15 protein-coding genes and 2 pseudogenes are annotated in these 17,973 nt (G+C 43.8%); 6 read left to right on the top strand and 11 right to left on the bottom strand.

The annotated features are described in order from the left end of the window. Positions 1–171: 171 nt before the first annotated feature. From D104_RS0118750 to D104_RS25410, 7 genes and pseudogenes are all read right to left on the bottom strand, one after another. The gene (locus tag D104_RS0118750; protein ID WP_268743892.1) at positions 172–729 is read right to left on the bottom strand and encodes an EAL domain-containing protein; all 558 of its coding nucleotides are present in this window, start codon (positions 727–729) and stop codon (positions 172–174) included. Between the two features lie 22 nt (positions 730–751). Further along, positions 752–913, bottom strand: a pseudogene (locus D104_RS37675) (EAL domain-containing protein); the annotation flags it as partial. Then, positions 914–1,363: a response regulator gene (locus tag D104_RS0118740; protein ID WP_031214651.1), complete on the bottom strand. Its 450-nt coding sequence runs from the start codon at positions 1,361–1,363 to the stop codon at positions 914–916. Continuing rightward, positions 1,360–3,231: an ATP-binding protein gene (locus tag D104_RS0118735; protein ID WP_024023470.1), complete on the bottom strand. Its 1,872-nt coding sequence runs from the start codon at positions 3,229–3,231 to the stop codon at positions 1,360–1,362. Before D104_RS0118735 ends, D104_RS0118740 begins: the two co-directional genes overlap by 4 nt. Before the next feature lie 40 nt (positions 3,232–3,271). Beyond that, on the bottom strand, positions 3,272–4,060 hold the full coding sequence (locus D104_RS25420; RefSeq protein WP_024023469.1) for a substrate-binding periplasmic protein: 789 nt from the start codon (positions 4,058–4,060) through the stop codon (positions 3,272–3,274). A gap of 203 nt (positions 4,061–4,263) precedes the next feature. Continuing rightward, the gene (gene recA, locus D104_RS25415) at positions 4,264–5,325 is read right to left on the bottom strand and encodes a recombinase RecA (protein ID WP_024023468.1); all 1,062 of its coding nucleotides are present in this window, start codon (positions 5,323–5,325) and stop codon (positions 4,264–4,266) included. A 105-nt stretch (positions 5,326–5,430) separates the two neighbouring features. Beyond that, positions 5,431–5,931: a CinA family protein gene (locus tag D104_RS25410; RefSeq protein ID WP_024023467.1), complete on the bottom strand. Its 501-nt coding sequence runs from the start codon at positions 5,929–5,931 to the stop codon at positions 5,431–5,433. 79 nt (positions 5,932–6,010) lie between these two features. Here D104_RS25410 and mutS point away from each other — a divergent pair, with 79 nt between their 5' ends. Then, positions 6,011–8,641, top strand: coding sequence for a DNA mismatch repair protein MutS (mutS, locus tag D104_RS25405; RefSeq protein ID WP_024023466.1), 2,631 nt, complete (start codon positions 6,011–6,013; stop codon positions 8,639–8,641). A 151-nt stretch (positions 8,642–8,792) separates the two neighbouring features. After that, entirely contained in the window at positions 8,793–9,116 is a 324-nt protein-coding gene (gene fdxA, locus D104_RS25400) for a ferredoxin FdxA (protein WP_024023465.1), read from the top strand. 547 nt (positions 9,117–9,663) lie between these two features. Here fdxA and D104_RS25395 read toward each other — a convergent pair. After that, positions 9,664–10,884 (bottom strand): EAL and HDOD domain-containing protein, encoded by a 1,221-nt coding sequence (locus tag D104_RS25395; protein ID WP_024023464.1) that lies wholly within the window; start codon positions 10,882–10,884, stop codon positions 9,664–9,666. A 149-nt stretch (positions 10,885–11,033) separates the two neighbouring features. Between D104_RS25395 and ilvD the strand changes: the two genes are divergently transcribed. The 3 genes from ilvD to D104_RS25380 all read left to right on the top strand — a co-directional run bounded on the left by ilvD (position 11,034) and on the right by D104_RS25380 (position 15,063). Beyond that, entirely contained in the window at positions 11,034–12,878 is a 1,845-nt protein-coding gene (gene ilvD / locus D104_RS25390; protein ID WP_024023463.1) for a dihydroxy-acid dehydratase, read from the top strand. A 90-nt stretch (positions 12,879–12,968) separates the two neighbouring features. Beyond that, complete coding sequence (locus D104_RS25385) at positions 12,969–13,811, top strand: 23S rRNA (adenine(2030)-N(6))-methyltransferase RlmJ (RefSeq protein ID WP_024023461.1); 843 nt, start codon at positions 12,969–12,971, stop codon at positions 13,809–13,811. A 25-nt stretch (positions 13,812–13,836) separates the two neighbouring features. Then, positions 13,837–15,063 (top strand): PAS domain-containing protein, encoded by a 1,227-nt coding sequence (locus D104_RS25380; protein WP_235075906.1) that lies wholly within the window; start codon positions 13,837–13,839, stop codon positions 15,061–15,063. A gap of 65 nt (positions 15,064–15,128) precedes the next feature. On the opposite strand, the pseudogene D104_RS25375 reads toward D104_RS25380, so the two are convergent. Together D104_RS25375 and folA are read right to left on the bottom strand one after the other, a co-directional pair. Then, positions 15,129–15,563, bottom strand: a pseudogene (locus D104_RS25375) (secondary thiamine-phosphate synthase enzyme YjbQ). 6 nt (positions 15,564–15,569) lie between these two features. Continuing rightward, a complete protein-coding gene (gene folA / locus D104_RS25370; RefSeq protein ID WP_024023459.1) occupies positions 15,570–16,079 on the bottom strand; it encodes a type 3 dihydrofolate reductase in 510 nt (169 codons plus the stop codon). 180 nt (positions 16,080–16,259) lie between these two features. Between folA and D104_RS25365 the strand changes: the two genes are divergently transcribed. Further along, positions 16,260–17,111: a thymidylate synthase gene (locus D104_RS25365; RefSeq protein WP_031214645.1), complete on the top strand. Its 852-nt coding sequence runs from the start codon at positions 16,260–16,262 to the stop codon at positions 17,109–17,111. Between the two features lie 61 nt (positions 17,112–17,172). Here the strand turns inward: D104_RS25365 and lgt are convergent, their stop codons facing one another. Then, positions 17,173–17,970, bottom strand: a complete 798-nt coding sequence (gene lgt / locus D104_RS25360; RefSeq protein ID WP_024023457.1) for a prolipoprotein diacylglyceryl transferase — start codon at positions 17,968–17,970, stop codon at positions 17,173–17,175. Between the last annotated feature and the right edge of the window lie 3 nt (positions 17,971–17,973).

Raw genomic sequence — 17,973 nt, 5'->3', positions numbered from 1 at the left:
TATAAACATACGATTCCGCCACGTTATTTCGCTGAGTTTAATGGGGTAAGCTTTTAATAAAATACAAAACAAAAAAGCAGACACAAGGCCTGCTTTTTAGGTTCGTATTTTATGATTCAGAAGTATTTATAGAGGGTTTCCGACTCATAAACGGTTAAATGGATTATTGCATTAGTCAGAAATTTCACTAGAATGCCAATTTTTTATCCACGCTTTAATTTCATCCGCTGGCATTGGCCTTCCGATCCAATATCCCTGCCCTATATCACACCCCATTTCCTTTAAAATATTCCATTCCACTTGATGCTCTATTCCCTCTGCGACGACATTCATATCAAGTTTATGGGCTAACAAAATGGATATCTCCGAAATCGTTTTGCACTCCTTATCATTCACAATTTTCCGAACAAAACTCTGATCGATCTTAAGCTCAGTAAATGGCACTCTGACTAATTGCTGTAGAGAAGAATAGCCCGTTCCAAAATCATCAATTGAAAGTTTAAAGTTTTTCATACGAAGCCGAGACAACACATCTATCGAACCAGCAACGTCTGACAACAAGGCCGTTTCCGTTAACTCAAACATTATCCGATCAATCTCCCCCCCACTTTCCAATGCACAGCTCATCATTTTTTCGGGCAAATCTAAATCCGTCAGATTCTTCGGAGAAATATTGATGGACATACAAAGGTCTAGACCCACTTGTCGCCATTGTGATTGCTGGCTGATGGCTGATGGCTGTTTTGGTCACTATCATGGAGATGGCTTCAATCAGGTCACCTTCTTCTGCCATAGGTATAAAAAGATCTGGCGGTATCACGCCAATCGTCGGATGTCTCCAGCGAACCAGGGCTTCAACACCCACTACACTTCTGTCTTCCATTCTGACCTGTGGTTGATAGTCGACAAACAATTATCCTCGCTCTATTGCTCTTTGAAGATCAGCCATAGTTGGCGTTGCCGCTAAATTGGAAGCATTTGGCTGCGGGCGACTGACATGCTTCGCAAACATATCCTCCAAGTCAGTCACCGAAAAAGGTTTTTGTAAGGCGCCGAGCACTGTTAATTTTCGCTCTATTGCGAGTTCCTGAACAGAGTGAAGTATGCCCTTGTCGCCACCACTCATGAGTACAATGGATGCTTGGGAGTTTTTGCTGGAAAGAAACCTCAACAGCTCGATCCCATCGATTTCCGGCATGAATACATCAAGAACGACAATGTCCAAATCGTCCGAATATAGAGAAGAAAATTTTCTTGAGTCGTCTGTTTCTATTACTTCTATTCCAACGCCAACCGCAATATTTTTGATTATTTTCGCGAAACCTGCATCATCATCAACCACTAGGAGTTTCAATTTCTTCACGCTTTATTACCCTCATCCAAAACCTTACGAATTGCTTGAGCTAGATCAGCTTGGCTATAGGGCTTATCCACAAGATTCGAGGCGAGCTCCGTTAAGTACTTCTTCTCACCGTTAATGTATTCCTCTCTTTTTTTAGTAAACCCAGTGGTAAGCAAGATTTTAAGAGATGGGTGCATTTTATGAGCGGCAAGAGCTAACTGATAACCATCCATTCCCCCCGGCATAATGATGTCGCTAAAAAGAAGATCAATATCGTCATGCTCATCCAGTAACCTTAATGCGTGCTTTCCGTTTTCTGCCGTAATCGTTCTATACCCTAGCGCTTCAAGGTTTGTTGTAGCCAATTTAATTAACGCTTTTTCATCATCCACTATTAAGATGGTTTCATCTCCGCAAGGGAGAAAACTTTCTACCGCTATGTCTTTTTCAACCGTTTCACTTTCGTATGCTCTAGGCAGATAAATGCGCACTGTCGTCCCTTCACCGACTTCTGAATATATTTTCAAACTTCCCCGTGAGCGGCGAACAAAACCATAGACCATACTTAATCCCAACCCTGTGCCTTTCCCCTCTTCTTTTGTGGTAAAAAAAGGTTCCAAAGCTTTTTCAAGAATCTCGTGGCTCATTCCCGTTCCCGTATCGCTGATCGAAATAGTGACATAATCCCCAACTTCAACCTGAGGATTCAAACGCACATAGCTTTCATCCAGAAACATATTGGATGTTTCCATAATTAAATTACCACCATTGGCCATGGCATCATTTGCATTGATAGAAAGGTTCAATAAAACATCTTGTAGGTCACCTGAATTGATTTTTACTGGCCAAATATTTTTGCCTAAATGGATCTCACTTTTTACCGACTCGACCAAAGATTTAGAAATTAATCCCCCCATTCTTTCAACAAGCTCATTTACCGAAACTATTGTTTCTTTGCCTGTATCAACCCGTGAATAATTCAGTAATTTTTGAAGTATATCGGTACCACGATTAACGCCATTAAGTGCTTCTTTAACATAGGAGGATGTTGTCTTATCTTGTATTACTCGTCGCTCAATCAGCTCAAGATTACACATGACGATCCCTAGAATATTGTTAAAGTCATGAGCGATACCGCCAGCAAGGTGTCCAATGGCTTCCATTTTTTGCAATTGACGAAGCCTTTGACCGATTTCAAAGTTTGCATTTAAATGGTTATTAATGGAATCAACGAGCTCGCCCAATTCATCTTGCTCATGTTGCTCTGGTTTATTTACAACCTGAGCTTTATCAGATGTTAACTCAAGAAGGCTAAGCTCTTTTGATAGTGTCAATATTGGCTTTGTTAGAATTTTCTGAAAGAAATAGAGCAAAACAATCGCTAAAGCCACGTTTCGTAGTATCCCAAAGATCAAATTAGTGAAAAAGCGATAGATAACTTGATCACTAATTTGTCCGGTATCAATTTCTATATTGAGCAGACCCACGGGTTGACCGTAGTTTTCATGCATTAGAGCGACTTGGAACGTTTTTAAATCTGAAAAACTCCAATCCAAGAGATTTGATAAAGCAGTGTGATTTGTAGGTACGTGTTTTTTGGCCAGCACTTGGTTCTTATCGCCTAGTATTTCGGCAGATAAAATAGTTGGGTAGGCTATCACTCCTGAAATGACCTCTTCGGCAGAATAGGTGTTTAACTCATACGCTACTTGGGACGCTAATGGCGAAACCGTATTCAAAATTTGAGTGATAGATTTCTTAGATTGCGTTTTTTGATCTCTTACATCGAGCACTAATTTCCCAAGGCTAAAAACAATGCCTAATATGACCGCCACACCAACTGCAAAGCGGGCTAATTGAACACTGAGTTTTTTCGTGACGCTAATCATTAATCACACCAAAAGTAAGAAGCACTGTCGCTACTGGCCATTATTTATGTTGTTCTAGCATTGTCGATGCGCCATACGTTTCAAATAGCGCTCTAAACTGGTCTGACGTTTTGTAAGCCTTAATCGCCGCGTTCAATTTTTCAATAAACAAGGTGTTTTTTGGGGTATTGTGGCATGAAAATGCGACACCAGAACTCGACAGTTTAAAGGCGTTATCGAGCAACGCTGACTTTCTAATGGCGTTCTGTTCCAATATTAATGTGTCTGGAGTCCACCCGATAAAAGCATCAATACGATGATTTTCAAGCATTCGTAATTTTGAATCTTGATCAGAGAGAAGGACAATTTTTGCATCAATGCTTCTCAAATAGTCTTCATAGCTAGAACCACCCCCAATACCAACTCGCTTTCCTCTCAAGCCATCCAAACTTGAAATTTCAAGCTGCCCTTGAGCCAAAAACACATACTGCCCAGATTCGAAAATAATATCGCTTTCGATGAAGTAAGTTACATCTAAGCCCACTTGAGCCAACAGCTTTTTATCCACTGACCAAATACAGTCAAATTTTTCAGTTTTAAAATCCACTAGTGAGCGCTTAAAGGGTAATGCTACAAACTCTAAAGGCGACACTAACCCTGCCACTATTTGTCGATACATATCTGCCCAGAATCCACTTAAACCTTCGGAAAGCAGTTTTTCTCCAAAAATAGGCGCTACTATTTTTATAGTGTCAGATTTTGCTATGACTGGATTAAAAACAGAAAAAACCATTGCGATATAAATAATCAACCTAGCCATCTTGGCTAAAATCACCTTAACAAGCTCCATAGAAAACCTAAGATCTACTATTACTTAAATTAATATAAAAACTAGTCGAGAAAAAAAGGTTTATCAAATGACAATCCACTCTAAGTACCTATTTTTTGTAACAAAATGCGTCCAGAACCGCCCTTGTTTAAAACTCGAAGCAAAAAAAAGCAGGCTCTAGGCCTGCTTTTAGTAATCGATTATATCGTACTCGTCTTTTTGATTTAAAAGTCGAGTTGTTCTGCGTCTTCTTCAACCGCCGCTTTACCGTCTGCTTTTCCTTCTGCTTTCTTAGGCAATAGGTCTTCGCGTACTTTCGCTTCAATTTCTTGTGCAATTTCAGGGTTATCTGACAAATACTGTGCAGCATTGGCCTTACCCTGACCGATTTTATTGCCCGCATAGGCGTACCAAGCACCGGCTTTATCGACAAAGCCTTGCTTAACGCCTAGATCGATAATTTCACCCATGCGATAAATACCGGCACCGTAGTGAATTTGGAATTCGGCTTGCTTGAAAGGCGGCGCGATTTTGTTTTTGACTACTTTGACGCGCGTCTCGTTACCAATCACTTCTTCACCCTGTTTGACCGATCCGATACGACGAATATCCAGACGAACAGAAGAGTAGAATTTAAGTGCATTACCACCCGTTGTGGTTTCTGGAGAACCAAACATCACACCAATTTTCATACGAATTTGGTTAATAAAGACAACTAGACAGTTAGCATTCTTAATAGAGCCCGTTAACTTACGCATTGCTTGAGACAACAAACGCGCTTGAACCCCCACAGAAGAACTGCCCATTTCGCCTTCAATTTCAGACTTAGGAACCAAAGCGGCAACCGAATCGACAATAATAACGTCCACACTGTTTGAACGTACCAACATGTCTACAATTTCAAGCGCTTGCTCACCCGTATCTGGCTGAGAGATCAAAAGATCTGCGATATTAACGCCTAATTTCTCAGCATAAGAAGGGTCAAGCGCATGCTCAGCATCAATAAACGCACACGTTTTGCCTTGCTTTTGTGCTTCTGCAATCACACTCAAAGTTAGTGTTGTTTTACCTGAAGACTCTGGTCCGTAGATTTCACATATACGACCGTAAGGAAGACCACCAGCACCTAGCGCAATATCCAGACCTAACGATCCGGTAGAAACAGTATCAATATCAAGCTTGGCACCTTCGCCCATCTTCATGATGGCGCCTTTACCAAATTGACGCTCGATTTGAGACAGCGCTGCGTCCAGCGCTTTTTTCTTGTTATCTGCGATAGATGACATAATGAAATCCTTGTGGCTACTTTTCGTTGTGACTAATTGTCGTTGTGGGTAACTCTATCGTTTTTTTTTTGAGAATCTCAAGAAATACTGTATATAAAAACAGTATTATTTGGAGGGCGTCTTTAACGCCTCTTTTATGCCTTTAAGCGCGGATAAAACCGTCGCCTCTCTTACGGCTTGTCGATCGCCGGTGAATTGATAGCGAGTCACTTTTGCTTCTTGCCCAGTCAATTGCCAACCAATATAAACACAGCCCACGGGCTTTTCCGGCGAACCACCAGATGGACCCGCAATGCCGCTCACAGCAACCGAAATATCGCCACCTAACGCTAACGCGCCTGCACACATTTCTTTCACCGTTTGCTCAGACACAGCACCAAATTCAGACAAGGTTTCGGCTTTCACCGCTAAGCCCTGCATCTTTGCTTCATTTGCGTAACTAATTACACCACCGAAAAACCACGCTGAGCTACCGGCTATTTCCGTACAAACGGCACCGATAAGGCCACCCGTACACGACTCCGCCGTGACCAGCAAATAGTCTTTTGCTTGTAACAATTCGCCAACTTGCATGGCCACTTGTGTCATTTTTTGACTCTGATTCATTGCGCTTATCCCTTAAATCCTGAGCGAATATCCCGTAGAATAACGCTCTATTTTTTGGATCACAATCGAGCATCACAAAATGAGCAAAGTAACAGCAGACAACCACACGCCGATGATGCGCCAATACTTCGGCCTTAAATCTGAGCACCCAAACCAGCTGCTATTTTATCGAATGGGCGATTTTTACGAAATCTTTTATGACGACGCTAAACGCGCGTCACAATTGCTCGATATTACATTGACGTCTCGCGGTCATTCTGGCGGAAAGCCCATCCCTATGGCGGGCATTCCTTATCACGCCGCCGAGAACTACATCGCTCGACTCGTTCGAATGGGCGAATCAGTCGTCATCGCCGAACAAACGGGCGATCCAGCCACCAGCAAAGGCCCAGTTGAACGCAAGATTGCTCGCATTGTCACTCCTGGCACCATCAGCGATGAAGCCTTCTTAGAAGAAAAACGCGAAAATCTACTGCTGTCTCTCGCGCATCAATCTCGTAAAGGTTTGGATGTGTTTGGCTTCTCGTATTTAGACATGGCCAGTGGCCGATTTTGTTTGTTTGAAGTTGATGGTCACGAGGCACTTTCCAGTGAATTACAACGTCTGTCTCCAATGGAAATCTTAGTTTCTGAGGACTTCCCTGCACGGGACTTACTCAAACTCGAAAAGGGCGTGTCGGAACTTGGGCCTTGGCATTTTGATTATGAATCCAGCTATCGCCAATTAATCCAACAATTTAATACCAAAGATCTGTCTGGCTTTGGTTGCGAGGCACTCACGGCTGCCATTGCGTCGGCTGGGGCGTTGCTTCAATACGCAAAAGACACACAACGTTCCGCCTTGCCGCACATCCAATCCATTATGGTGGAACACAAAGACGACTCTGTTTTAATCGATGGCGCCACTCGCCGCAATTTGGAAATCGACATCAACTTAACCGGCGGTACAACCAACACCGTTGTTGAAGTATTGGATGAATGCGCCACGCCGATGGGCAGCCGTTTATTGAAGCGCTGGTTGCACACACCGATCCGTGATTTGAACGAAATTCAAGCGCGCCAGCACGTCGTGTCTGAACTCAAAAAAAACCAATCCTACAACGCCTTTGAAGCACCGCTTAAAAAGATCGGAGACTTAGAACGCATTCTCTCGCGCGTCGCTTTACGTTCAGCGCGCCCCAGAGATTTGTTGCGTCTACGCTTTGCACTAGAAGCCGTACCAGAAATAAACGCGCTGTTGACACAAACCAAGGCGACCCGCTTAAACGAGCTTAATCAACGCATTCTTGCTCAACCTCAAATTACCGACACACTGGTTAAGGCGCTGGTCGAAAACCCACCGTCGGTTGTGCGCGATGGCGGCATTTTTGCAAAAGGTTATGACGAAGACCTAGATGAGCTTTTGTCCTTATCAACCAACGCGTCTGATTTCCTTGCGGAAATGGAACGCAGTGAAAAAGAACGCACCGGTATCAGCTCGCTAAAAGTCGGCTTCAACCGCGTTCACGGTTATTACATTGAAATCAGCCGTTTGCATTCAGACCAAGCGCCAGTGGAATACATTCGTCGTCAAACATTGAAAAACGCCGAACGCTTTATCACACCGGAATTAAAAATCTTCGAGGACAAAGCACTCAGCGCGAAATCCAAGTCTCTTGCCAGAGAAAAAGAGCTTTACGAAGCGCTGCTGGATTTATTGAATGACGCATTAAGAGAATTGCAAACCACCAGCCAAGCACTTGCTCAGTTGGATGTTATGAACAACTTTGCAGAACGCGCAGACGCACTGAATTTTACCTGCCCAGAACTGCATAACCGTGGCGGTATTCAAATCACGGGCGGTCGTCATCCTGTAGTGGAAGCCGTTATCTCAGAACCTTTCATTCCCAATGACCTTGATCTTAATGAAAAGCGGTCATTGCTCATGATTACTGGTCCGAACATGGGTGGTAAATCGACCTATATGCGCCAAATCGCCCTCATCACGCTATTGGCTCATACAGGCTGTTTTGTGCCAGCCGAAGCCGCGTCTATTTCTGTGGTCGATCGTATATTTACGCGAATGGGGTCATCCGATGACCTTGCTGGCGGTCGTTCGACCTTTATGGTTGAAATGACAGAAACAGCCAACATTTTGAATAACGCCAGCAAAAACAGCTTGGTATTAATGGATGAAGTAGGACGAGGAACCAGTACCTTTGATGGACTGTCTCTCGCATGGGCCGCCGTTGACTATCTCGCGAAAGAACTTAAATGCTACGTGCTTTTTGCAACACACTACTTTGAACTCACCGCCTTGGCAGACCAATTAGAAAACGCAGCCAATGTTCATTTGACAGCGACGGAATACGACGACGAAATCGTCTTCCTACACAAGGTTCATGATGGTCCAGCAAGTCAATCCTATGGACTTCAAGTCGCTCAACTCGCAGGTGTACCGCGTGACGTTATTGGCCACGCCAAACAGAAGCTGAAAGAGTTGGAAGTAGTAACAGGCATTGATACAAAGAATGCGGCGCCACAGCGCGATTTACTGACTGACAAACGAGAAATTCAAGAAAGCAAATCCGCTTATGCACCTCAGCAAGCGGACTTATTTGTGCAAGCCGAACAAAACACACTCAAGACTGCGATTGAAGAACTCGATGTGGATAATATGACGCCATTGGAAGCGATCAGCGCGCTTTACGCACTAAAATCTCAACTTTAGGCGGTAACTGATAGTCAGTCGTAATAACGAGTGGTTGGCATAAGCTAATATCAGATAAATGTAGAGGATTGGCGATTCTTACTTGCTGAGAAATAGCCAATACCTCTAAAATAGCGGGCAATCATTTTTATACCTTGTAAGGAGAAGTCGAATGGCTTTCATCGTTACCGATAACTGCATTCGCTGCAAATACACCGACTGTGTTGAAGTTTGTCCTGTAGACTGCTTCTACGAAGGCCCTAACTTTTTAGCCATTAATCCAGACGAATGTATTGACTGTGCATTGTGCGAACCAGAATGCCCAGCAAACGCGATCTTCTCTGAAGACGAGCTACCAGAAGATCAAGAAGTCTTTGTCGAGTTAAACAGAGACCTGTCTTTGATTTGGCCAAACCTTGCAGAGAAAAAAGACGCATTACCCGATGCCGCGCAATGGGATGGTGTAGAAGACAAATTAGAACATTTGGAACGTTAAACTAACGTTGTTGAACTCAGAAAAAGCGACTTCAGTGTCGCTTTTTTTATGGGTAAAACACTTCAAAAAAAACAGATAACGCTAAGTACAAAAACAAAAAAAGGGTGGCTTTTGGCCACCCTACTTTTGCTCACATCCTGTTAAGCAACTCTTCCGATGAGTAAAACATCACTGTTTGCTTCATCATGAAGCATCCAAACAATCCTTATCCACATGGCGCTGTCCATCGAACCACGGTATCCTTTTGAACCTTCCTTTGTTCGCGAACATCCTAGTTCGATCCTCAATGCCATCACTAACATTTCATACAGCACATCATGTGCCTTTCATCCGTGAAATCCGTTTGGATAAGGACAATGTACCAGTTATAAAATGAGAATCAACATCAACAACATCAGCGAAGATTTTAAAAAAACCTTTAAATTCAACAGCATAGTGGCATTTATGAGATAAGTTCTCATTTGATCACATAACAAACGGAGAGAACCTACAGACATGTAAGGAAAGGACTACAAAAATTTACAATCAACCTATCGACATAAATTGATCATATGGCAACTAGAAAATCATCTGTCCACTTTATGGCGTCTAAATACGAGAATTTAAGGTCATCCATATCTTGCTGATTTTTAATAATATGGTCATTACTATAATGCTCTACCAAATCAAGCGTATCACCTACACGACCAGAACGATGGACAATCGCGTTAATAAATTCATTGGGCAAAGGTAATTCACCCAAGACATCATCCAGCTTCATTCCTGTGCACACGTCCATCATGGACAACATGCCCGCTAAGAAATACTTGTCTTGATTATCGTAACCTCGAATTTTAGCAAACAACTCTGCGTGTTTTGCCCGCACCATTATTTGTTCCAATAATGCGTGTCGATCGCCCACCATTTCAGACATTAATAATAAATTGGTTAATGATTTGAGTGGCTCAACTCCAATTAACATAATGGCCAAACGCACAGAGTCCACCGAAGCGACCAGTCCGGTCATGGGAGAGTTTAAATAACGTAATAACTTGTGCACCAAGCCAGCATCTTGGCTCACTATTCGCTCTAACTCTTCCACACTAAATGAAGAGGTATTTAACAATGATGACATCAATTGTAACAACGTCATGCTATTCACTTGTGAGGTTTTACTCGACATCACTTCAGGTCGTTCGAAGAAGTAACCTTGAAACAATTCAACCCCGAGCAGGCGACAGAATTGATAGTCTTCCCACGTTTCGACTTTCTCGGCAATAATTTGGACATTAAATCCGCGTAGCGATTCAACTTGCTCATGAAATTTGTCATGACCCAATGACAATATGTCTAGTTTTATGTAATCCGCCAGCTCAATAAAAGGCGTCAACTTACTCTCAAAGACAAAATCATCTAACGCAACGGAACAACCTGCCGCAACCCAACGTCGAAGAGCAGACAATAACATCGCGTCAAAAACCGCGCTTTCCAACACTTCAACAACAATGTTGTCTTTATTGATAGGCATACCACTGGAGCTTAATAAATACGCCCGAGGGAAATTAATAAACGCCTTATTCGACCCAACTAAGTTCTCTATACCGAATTCAAAAAGACTCGCAGATATCACTTGTGCGGTAGCGCCGACATCATCAATCACATCTGCCTGAGTCGCTACCGCATTCTTACGATATAAAAGCTCGTATCCCATCACAGACAGACGACTATCAACAATTGGCTGTCGTGCCAATGAAACATTGGAGTGAGCGAGTAACACATTTTCAGTCATATCATTTCCGTTTTAAGCACGCCCTAATAAAACATCAGTGGCGGATATCAACAGTGTCTCAATATTGTCTAAAAATTGCCATTGGGCATAGACAATAATCTTGGTAACATGGGTAACTGTATAAAGCAAAAAAAACTGTGGGGAAAATAATGCCAGTATACCGCTCCAAGACAACTACTTCCGGCCGCAACATGGCAGGAGCTCGTGCGCTATGGCGCGCCACCGGAATGACAGACGATGATTTTCAAAAGCCCATCATCGCAGTGGTCAACTCTTTTACACAATTCGTACCCGGTCACGTTCACCTAAAAGATATGGGGCAGCTCGTTGCTCGTGAAATTGAAGCAGCAGGTGGCGTAGCAAAAGAGTTCAACACTATTGCGGTAGACGATGGTATTGCAATGGGTCATGACGGCATGTTGTACAGTCTTCCTTCACGCGATTTGATTGCAGACTCAGTGGAATACATGGCTAATGCGCATTGCGCCGATGCCCTAGTCTGTATTTCTAACTGTGACAAAATCACACCAGGAATGTTGATGGCAGCGATGCGTCTTAACATTCCTGTTATTTTTGTTTCTGGCGGACCAATGGAAGCCGGCAAAACAAAATTATCCGAAAATAAACTCGACCTAGTCGATGCTATGGTAATTGCAGCAGACCCAACGGCAACAGATGAAAAAGTAGCCGAATACGAACGCTCTGCTTGTCCAACCTGTGGTTCTTGTTCTGGCATGTTTACTGCCAACTCTATGAACTGTCTAACCGAAGCGCTAGGTCTAAGTTTGCCTGGTAACGGTACGACATTGGCGACACATTCCGACCGTCGCCGACTATTCCTAGAAGCCGGTCGTCGCATTGTCGACATCACCAAACGTTTCTATGAAAATGATGAAGCAAATTGGGCGCCTCGCTCCATTGCCAGCTTTGATGCCTTTGAAAACGCAATGACGCTAGACATTGCAATGGGTGGATCAACCAACACCATTCTTCATTTATTAGCGATCGCTCTTGAAGCCGGCGTAGACTTTACAATGGAAGACATTGACAGATTGTCACGTCGCGTTCCTCAGTTGTGTAAAGTCGCACCCAATTCGCCTAAATATCATATTGAAGACGTTCACCGTGCAGGCGGTATTTTTGGCCTACTTGGCGAGCTGGACCGTGCCGGTCTATTGCACAATCAGTGTCATACTGTTCACTCCAAAACAATGGAAGAAGCGCTTGAGACATGGGACATCATGCGCTCACCAACGCCAGAAGTGATTGAATTTTACAAAGCGGGTCCCGCAGGTATTCCAACGCAAACCGCGTTTAGCCAATCAACTCGCTGGCCATCTTTAGACGGAGACCGTAAAGACGGCTGCTTCCGTTCTATTGAAAACGCATTCTCTTTAGAAGGCGGCTTAGCGGTATTGTACGGAAACATTGCGCTAGATGGCTGTGTTGTAAAAAGTGCGGGTGTCGACGAATCTTGTTTGGTCTTCGAAGGCCCAGCCCACATTACAGAATCGCAAGACGAAGCCGTTAAGAACATTCTTGATGACAAAGTCAAAGCGGGTGAAGTGGTTATCGTGCGCTATGAAGGACCAAAAGGCGGCCCTGGCATGCAAGAAATGCTGTACCCGACTTCTTACATTAAGTCTAAAGGCCTAGGCCAAGCTTGCGCACTGTTAACGGATGGACGTTTCTCTGGCGGTACCTCTGGCTTGTCTATCGGTCACGTGTCTCCGGAAGCTGGAGCTGGCGGAGCAATTGGCTTAGTAGAAAATGGCGATATTATTCGCATCGACATTCCAAATCGTACTATTAACGTATTGCTAAGCGACGAAGAACTACAAGCTCGCCGTGACGCAATGAATGCAAAAGGCAAAAACGCTTGGAAACCCGCAGAAACGCGTCCACGCAAAGTCTCCCCTGCATTGAAAGTGTATGCTCACTTTGTCACCAGCGCAGACAAAGGTGCCGTACGCGACATCAGTAAAATAGACTAATTTTTAAGATAATACGCAAAAGGCCGCTTTGCCATATTAGGCTCGCGGCCTTTTTCATTCATAACAAGATTACTCAAGACAGGACACAGCATGCTCAGCTATCGCCATATTTATCACGCAGGCAATCACGCTGATATCTTAAAACATTTGACGGTAAGTCAAATATGCCGCCATTTTATAAAAAAAGACGCGCCTTTTTTCTATTTGGATACGCACGCAGGCATAGGTCAATACTCATTAAAATCTGAGCAAGCGCAAAAGAACAAAGAATTTCATTCTGGCATCGCCCGATTAATGTCTGAAGAAAATTTGCCTGAACCGATAGAAGAACTATTGGACATTGTCCGAGACATGAATCCAACCGATACCTTGGATTTTTATCCGGGTAGTCCCAAAATTGTCGACTATTACGTTCGCCAAAAAGACAAACTACACTTATGTGAGTTGCATCCGAACGATTACCCAATACTGGCGGCGCTGTTCCCAAATAAGCGCAAAGCCAATGTCGTGAAAGACAATGGTTTTATGGCTGTAAAAGCTATGTTGCCGCCGCCTCAAAAGCGCGGGTTTGTCTTAATGGACCCTCCGTACGAGGTCAAAAAAGACTACCAATATGTAGTCCAAGCCATGATAGATGGCCACAAACGTTTTCCTCAAGGCACTTACGCTATTTGGTATCCGGTGTTGAATCGTCAGCAAGCAAACGAGTTTTTAAAATCCGTAAAAGCGACCAACATTCGCAACGTGCTTTTACTCGAGCTTTGCATTCGAGATACTGAAGAAGAGCGCGGTATGGCAGGAAGCGGTATGATCATCGTTAACCCGCCTTGGACACTCGAAAAGGAAGCCAAGGAATGTTTACCTGTATTAAGTAAACTATTGGCAGAAGACAATCAGGCGACACACCAAGTAACTTGGATCACGCCTGAATAATCCATCCTATTTATAAAGGAGCGCAATGATGAGTACCCCTTTTGAATTAGCGTTTAAACACATGCCAACGCCTGCTTTTATAGTAGAAAGCAGCAGCGGAAAGCTCACGTCATACAATCGTAATTTTGAAGTGCTGTTTGAAAATTTTAATGCCAAACCTGCCGCGACGTGGGTATCTCTCTGTTCAGATGCAACCTCTGCGGATGATTGGCATAAGCTGAATATCAAAATCCAAAACGGCAGCATCGAACGTTGTGAAAGCCTGATTCAAGTGGGTGACAAACTGATCAATATGCAGCTAGAGCTGCAGCACCTTGGCGACGCTGTCTTGGCGTGCGTTTACAACACCGATCACATGGACCTTTCTGCGGCGGAAAATACCCTTTTAAAATTTGCACTGACGGAATCTTCCGCAGGGTTATGGATTTGGGAAACGCATTCAGATTTGATTTCGTGCTCAAAGTCGATCGCCATTCTATTAGGTTGTCCACAAGGCAAAACACCTCGCTCAACACCAGAGTGGCATGAACGCGTCCATCCAGACGATGTTCAAAGACTCGCTTCCATTGTTGATGAACATGTTGCCAATAAGAAAAAGTATTACGAAGCGGAATACCGCATTCTAAAAGACGATCAAGAATACTTATGGGTCAAAGAGCGCGGTCGAACCTATACACGCAATACCGACGGCAGTGTGAAGAAAATGATTGGTTTTGTAGAAGACATTAGCCATCAAAAAGCCCTTGAAGAGCATTTACGAAACCAAGCCACTTTTGATGAACTGACCGGTTTATTAACAAGAGGCGCCGCACTAACGCATTTCAAAAAGCAATTAGGCTTGGCAAAGCGCCAATATACGCCGTTAACGATGGCCAAAATTCATCTAGATGCCAACAGTAGATTAACAACGCTTTCCATGGAGGCGCGTAATATTGCCATTCAAACGTCGGCTCGATACATCTACAAAAAGATTCGGGAAGCCGATGTTTTAGCCCGTGTTGATGCTGATAAATTATTGCTGTTATTGCCCAACACCAGCGTAAAAGACGCAAAAAATTTGCTCAATCACATCATCAACCCAACAGAAGATGAAAAAACAAGTTTGATTGAAGGCAATTCTGACCCAATGGATTTTTGTATTGGTATTGCCACTTTTCCAGAAGATGGTGAAACCATTGATGAGCTAGCATTAAGCGCGAACCAAGCCGTCGAAGATGGCCAAGCTAAATGCAAACAAATCGTGGTTAACTAACCTGTGTAAGCCATAAAAAAGCCATGCTTCACAGCGTGGCTTTTTTATTACTCTAATTTATCTCTTTAAGACAACGAACAAGACTCACCTTGCAACGTCAGTACAATTCGCCTTGCGCCACCATGATCTCGATGCTCACCCAAATAAACGCCTTGCCAAATTCCTAAATACAACCGCTGATCTCTAATAGGAATGGTCAAAGAAGCCCCCAGCATACTGGCTTTAATGTGCGCAGGCATGTCGTCACTTCCTTCGTATACATGCTCATAGTAAGGTTGATTTTCCGGCACCATGTGCGAAAAATGACGTTCCATATCTCGCCTTACTGACGGGTCTGCATTCTCGTTAATACTCAGCGACGCCGAAGTATGCAGTAATTAAACATGCAGCAAGCCAACTGAGACCGTAGGCATCTTAGACAAGGCGGCTTCAATCTGATCCGTGATCAAATGAAACCCTCGGCGCACTGCTGGTAATTGGAGCTCAACTTGCTGCCACATAGCGAATTACTCGGCACTGCTTCGTTGATAGACAGAAAAACGATAGTCGTAGGGATTAGGACCTTCCGCTGCAAACGCCTCTTCTCCCATCAGGGTAAAAGACGGCCAATCCACTTCAGGGAAAAATGCATCGCCTTTTACTTCCGCATCCACATGCGTGATATACAACCGATCAGCACGCTCAAGCGCTAACTGGTATATTTGTGCGCCGCCAATCACCATCACTTCTTCTTGCCCATTGACCAAGCAAATGTCTTCGCCAAGTGAAATCGCATCCTCTAAAGAGGACACAACATCGATGCCTTCCGCTTGATAAGTAGGGTCTCGACTGATAACAATATTTCGGCGTCCTGGCAATGGTTTACCAATGGACTCAAACGTCTTTCGGCCCATAACGATTGGCTTGCCCATGGTTGCCTGTTTGAAATACTTCAAATCGTTTGGCAAATGCCAAGGCAATGAATTGTTAATACCAATCGTTCGATTCGTGGATATAGCAACAATAAGTGACAACATGAAAGCACCTTTTTTTATAGAACTGCCCGACTCTTGAGATCAACAAAGAGTAAAGGCTTCTGATATAATCGATGACAATCATTATACCTATGGCAGCTTAGAATGCATTTCCTAGAGACACTTCTGGGCATGCAAAATCGAACGCCATTCATTACGACACAAGAATACAAGGCCGCCCAAATGAAACAATATCTAGACCTTTGCGAACGAATCGTCGACGAAGGCGAATGGGTAAATAACGAACGTACCGGTAAACGCTGCCTAACCGTCATCAATGCTGACCTTACTTACGACGTAAGCAAAGGTGAATTCCCACTGGTAACGACTCGTAAAAGCTTCTGGAAATCGGCCATTGCCGAGATTATTGGCTACTTAAGAGGTTATGACAACGCCGCTGACTTTCGCGCGCTAGGCACAAAAACCTGGGACGCTAACGCCAACCAAAATGAAGTGTGGTTGAATAACCCTTACCGCAAAGGCGAAGACGACATGGGACTTTGCTATGGCGCCATTGGCCGCAATTTTCCAAAACCAGATGGCGGCCACATCGACTTATTAAAGCAAATCATAGATGACTTAACTCGCGGCGTGGATAACCGTGGGGAAATCCTCACATTTTATCACCCAGGCGCCTTTCATATGGCTTGCCTTCGTCCTTGCATGTACAGCCATCATTTCTCGTTGCTTGGCGACACACTTTACTTGAACAGCACACAACGCAGCTGTGATGTACCACTAGGCCTTAACTTCAATATGGTTCAGGTTTATGTCTTACTCGCCATTGTTGCGCAAATCACGGGGAAAAAACCGGGTAAAGCCTTCCATAAAATAGTGAACGCTCACATCTATGAAGACCAACTCGAATTAATGCGTGACGTTCAATTAAAGCGCGAGCCGTACCCACTCCCAACCTTAAAAATCAACCCTGAAATCAAAACCCTCAAAGACATCGAAACCTGGGTCACCATGGCCGACTTTGAAGTCGAAGGCTACCAATTCCACGAGCCTATCGCTTACCCTTTCTCGGTGTAGAAATACGTAGAGACAAAAAAACCAGCTGGATGGCTGGTTTTTTTATGTCAATTCTAAGGCGTTAACTTTTCGGAAAAACTTTCAGCTTAAAGCCAGTAACAATAAGTCCAGCGCCAATAATCACCATTGGCAAGGACAGCAATTGACCTTGTGTTACCCAACCAAAGGCAAGGTAACCAATTTGGCTGTCAGGTTCGCGAACGAATTCCACTAGAATTCTAAAAATACCGTAACACAGTAAAAATACACCTGAGACACAGTATCGTGGTTTCGATTTCTGCGAAAAGAACCACAAGACACAGAACAACAAAACGCCTTCTAAAACGAATTGATAAAGCTGAGACGGATGTCGAGCCAATTGCAGCGGATCATTTGGGAAGATCATCGCCCAAGATACATCCGTTGGCTTTCCCCACAGTTCGCCACCAATGAAGTTACCTAAACGCCCAGCACCCAAACCAATTGGAACAAACGGCGCAAGAAAGTCCGTAACATCCACAAGGTGCTTATTATAACGACGAGCAAAGAAGAACATCGCCGCGATTACACCTAATAATCCACCGTGGAAAGACATGCCGCCTTCCCAAATACGCACCATAATCAGTGGATTATCGACAAACGCCGGAAATTGATAAAATAAAATGTAGCCAATACGGCCGCCCAATATAACGCCCAGCGCCCCATAAAAAATGGCATCACTGACCATTTCTGGCGTCCAAAGTCCGTTAGAACGCTTGGCTCGATACATGCCGAAAAAATACGCACCCGCAAAACCAATCAAATACATAATACCGTACCAATGCACGGAAATAGGCCCTATTGATACAGCAATAGGGTCAATGTCAGGGTAGGAAATCATAAT

The organism is Marinomonas profundimaris, assembly GCF_000508165.1.
GTDB lineage: Bacteria > Pseudomonadota > Gammaproteobacteria > Pseudomonadales > Marinomonadaceae > Marinomonas > Marinomonas profundimaris.
This window is presented reverse-complemented; position numbering and strand designations above follow the sequence as displayed.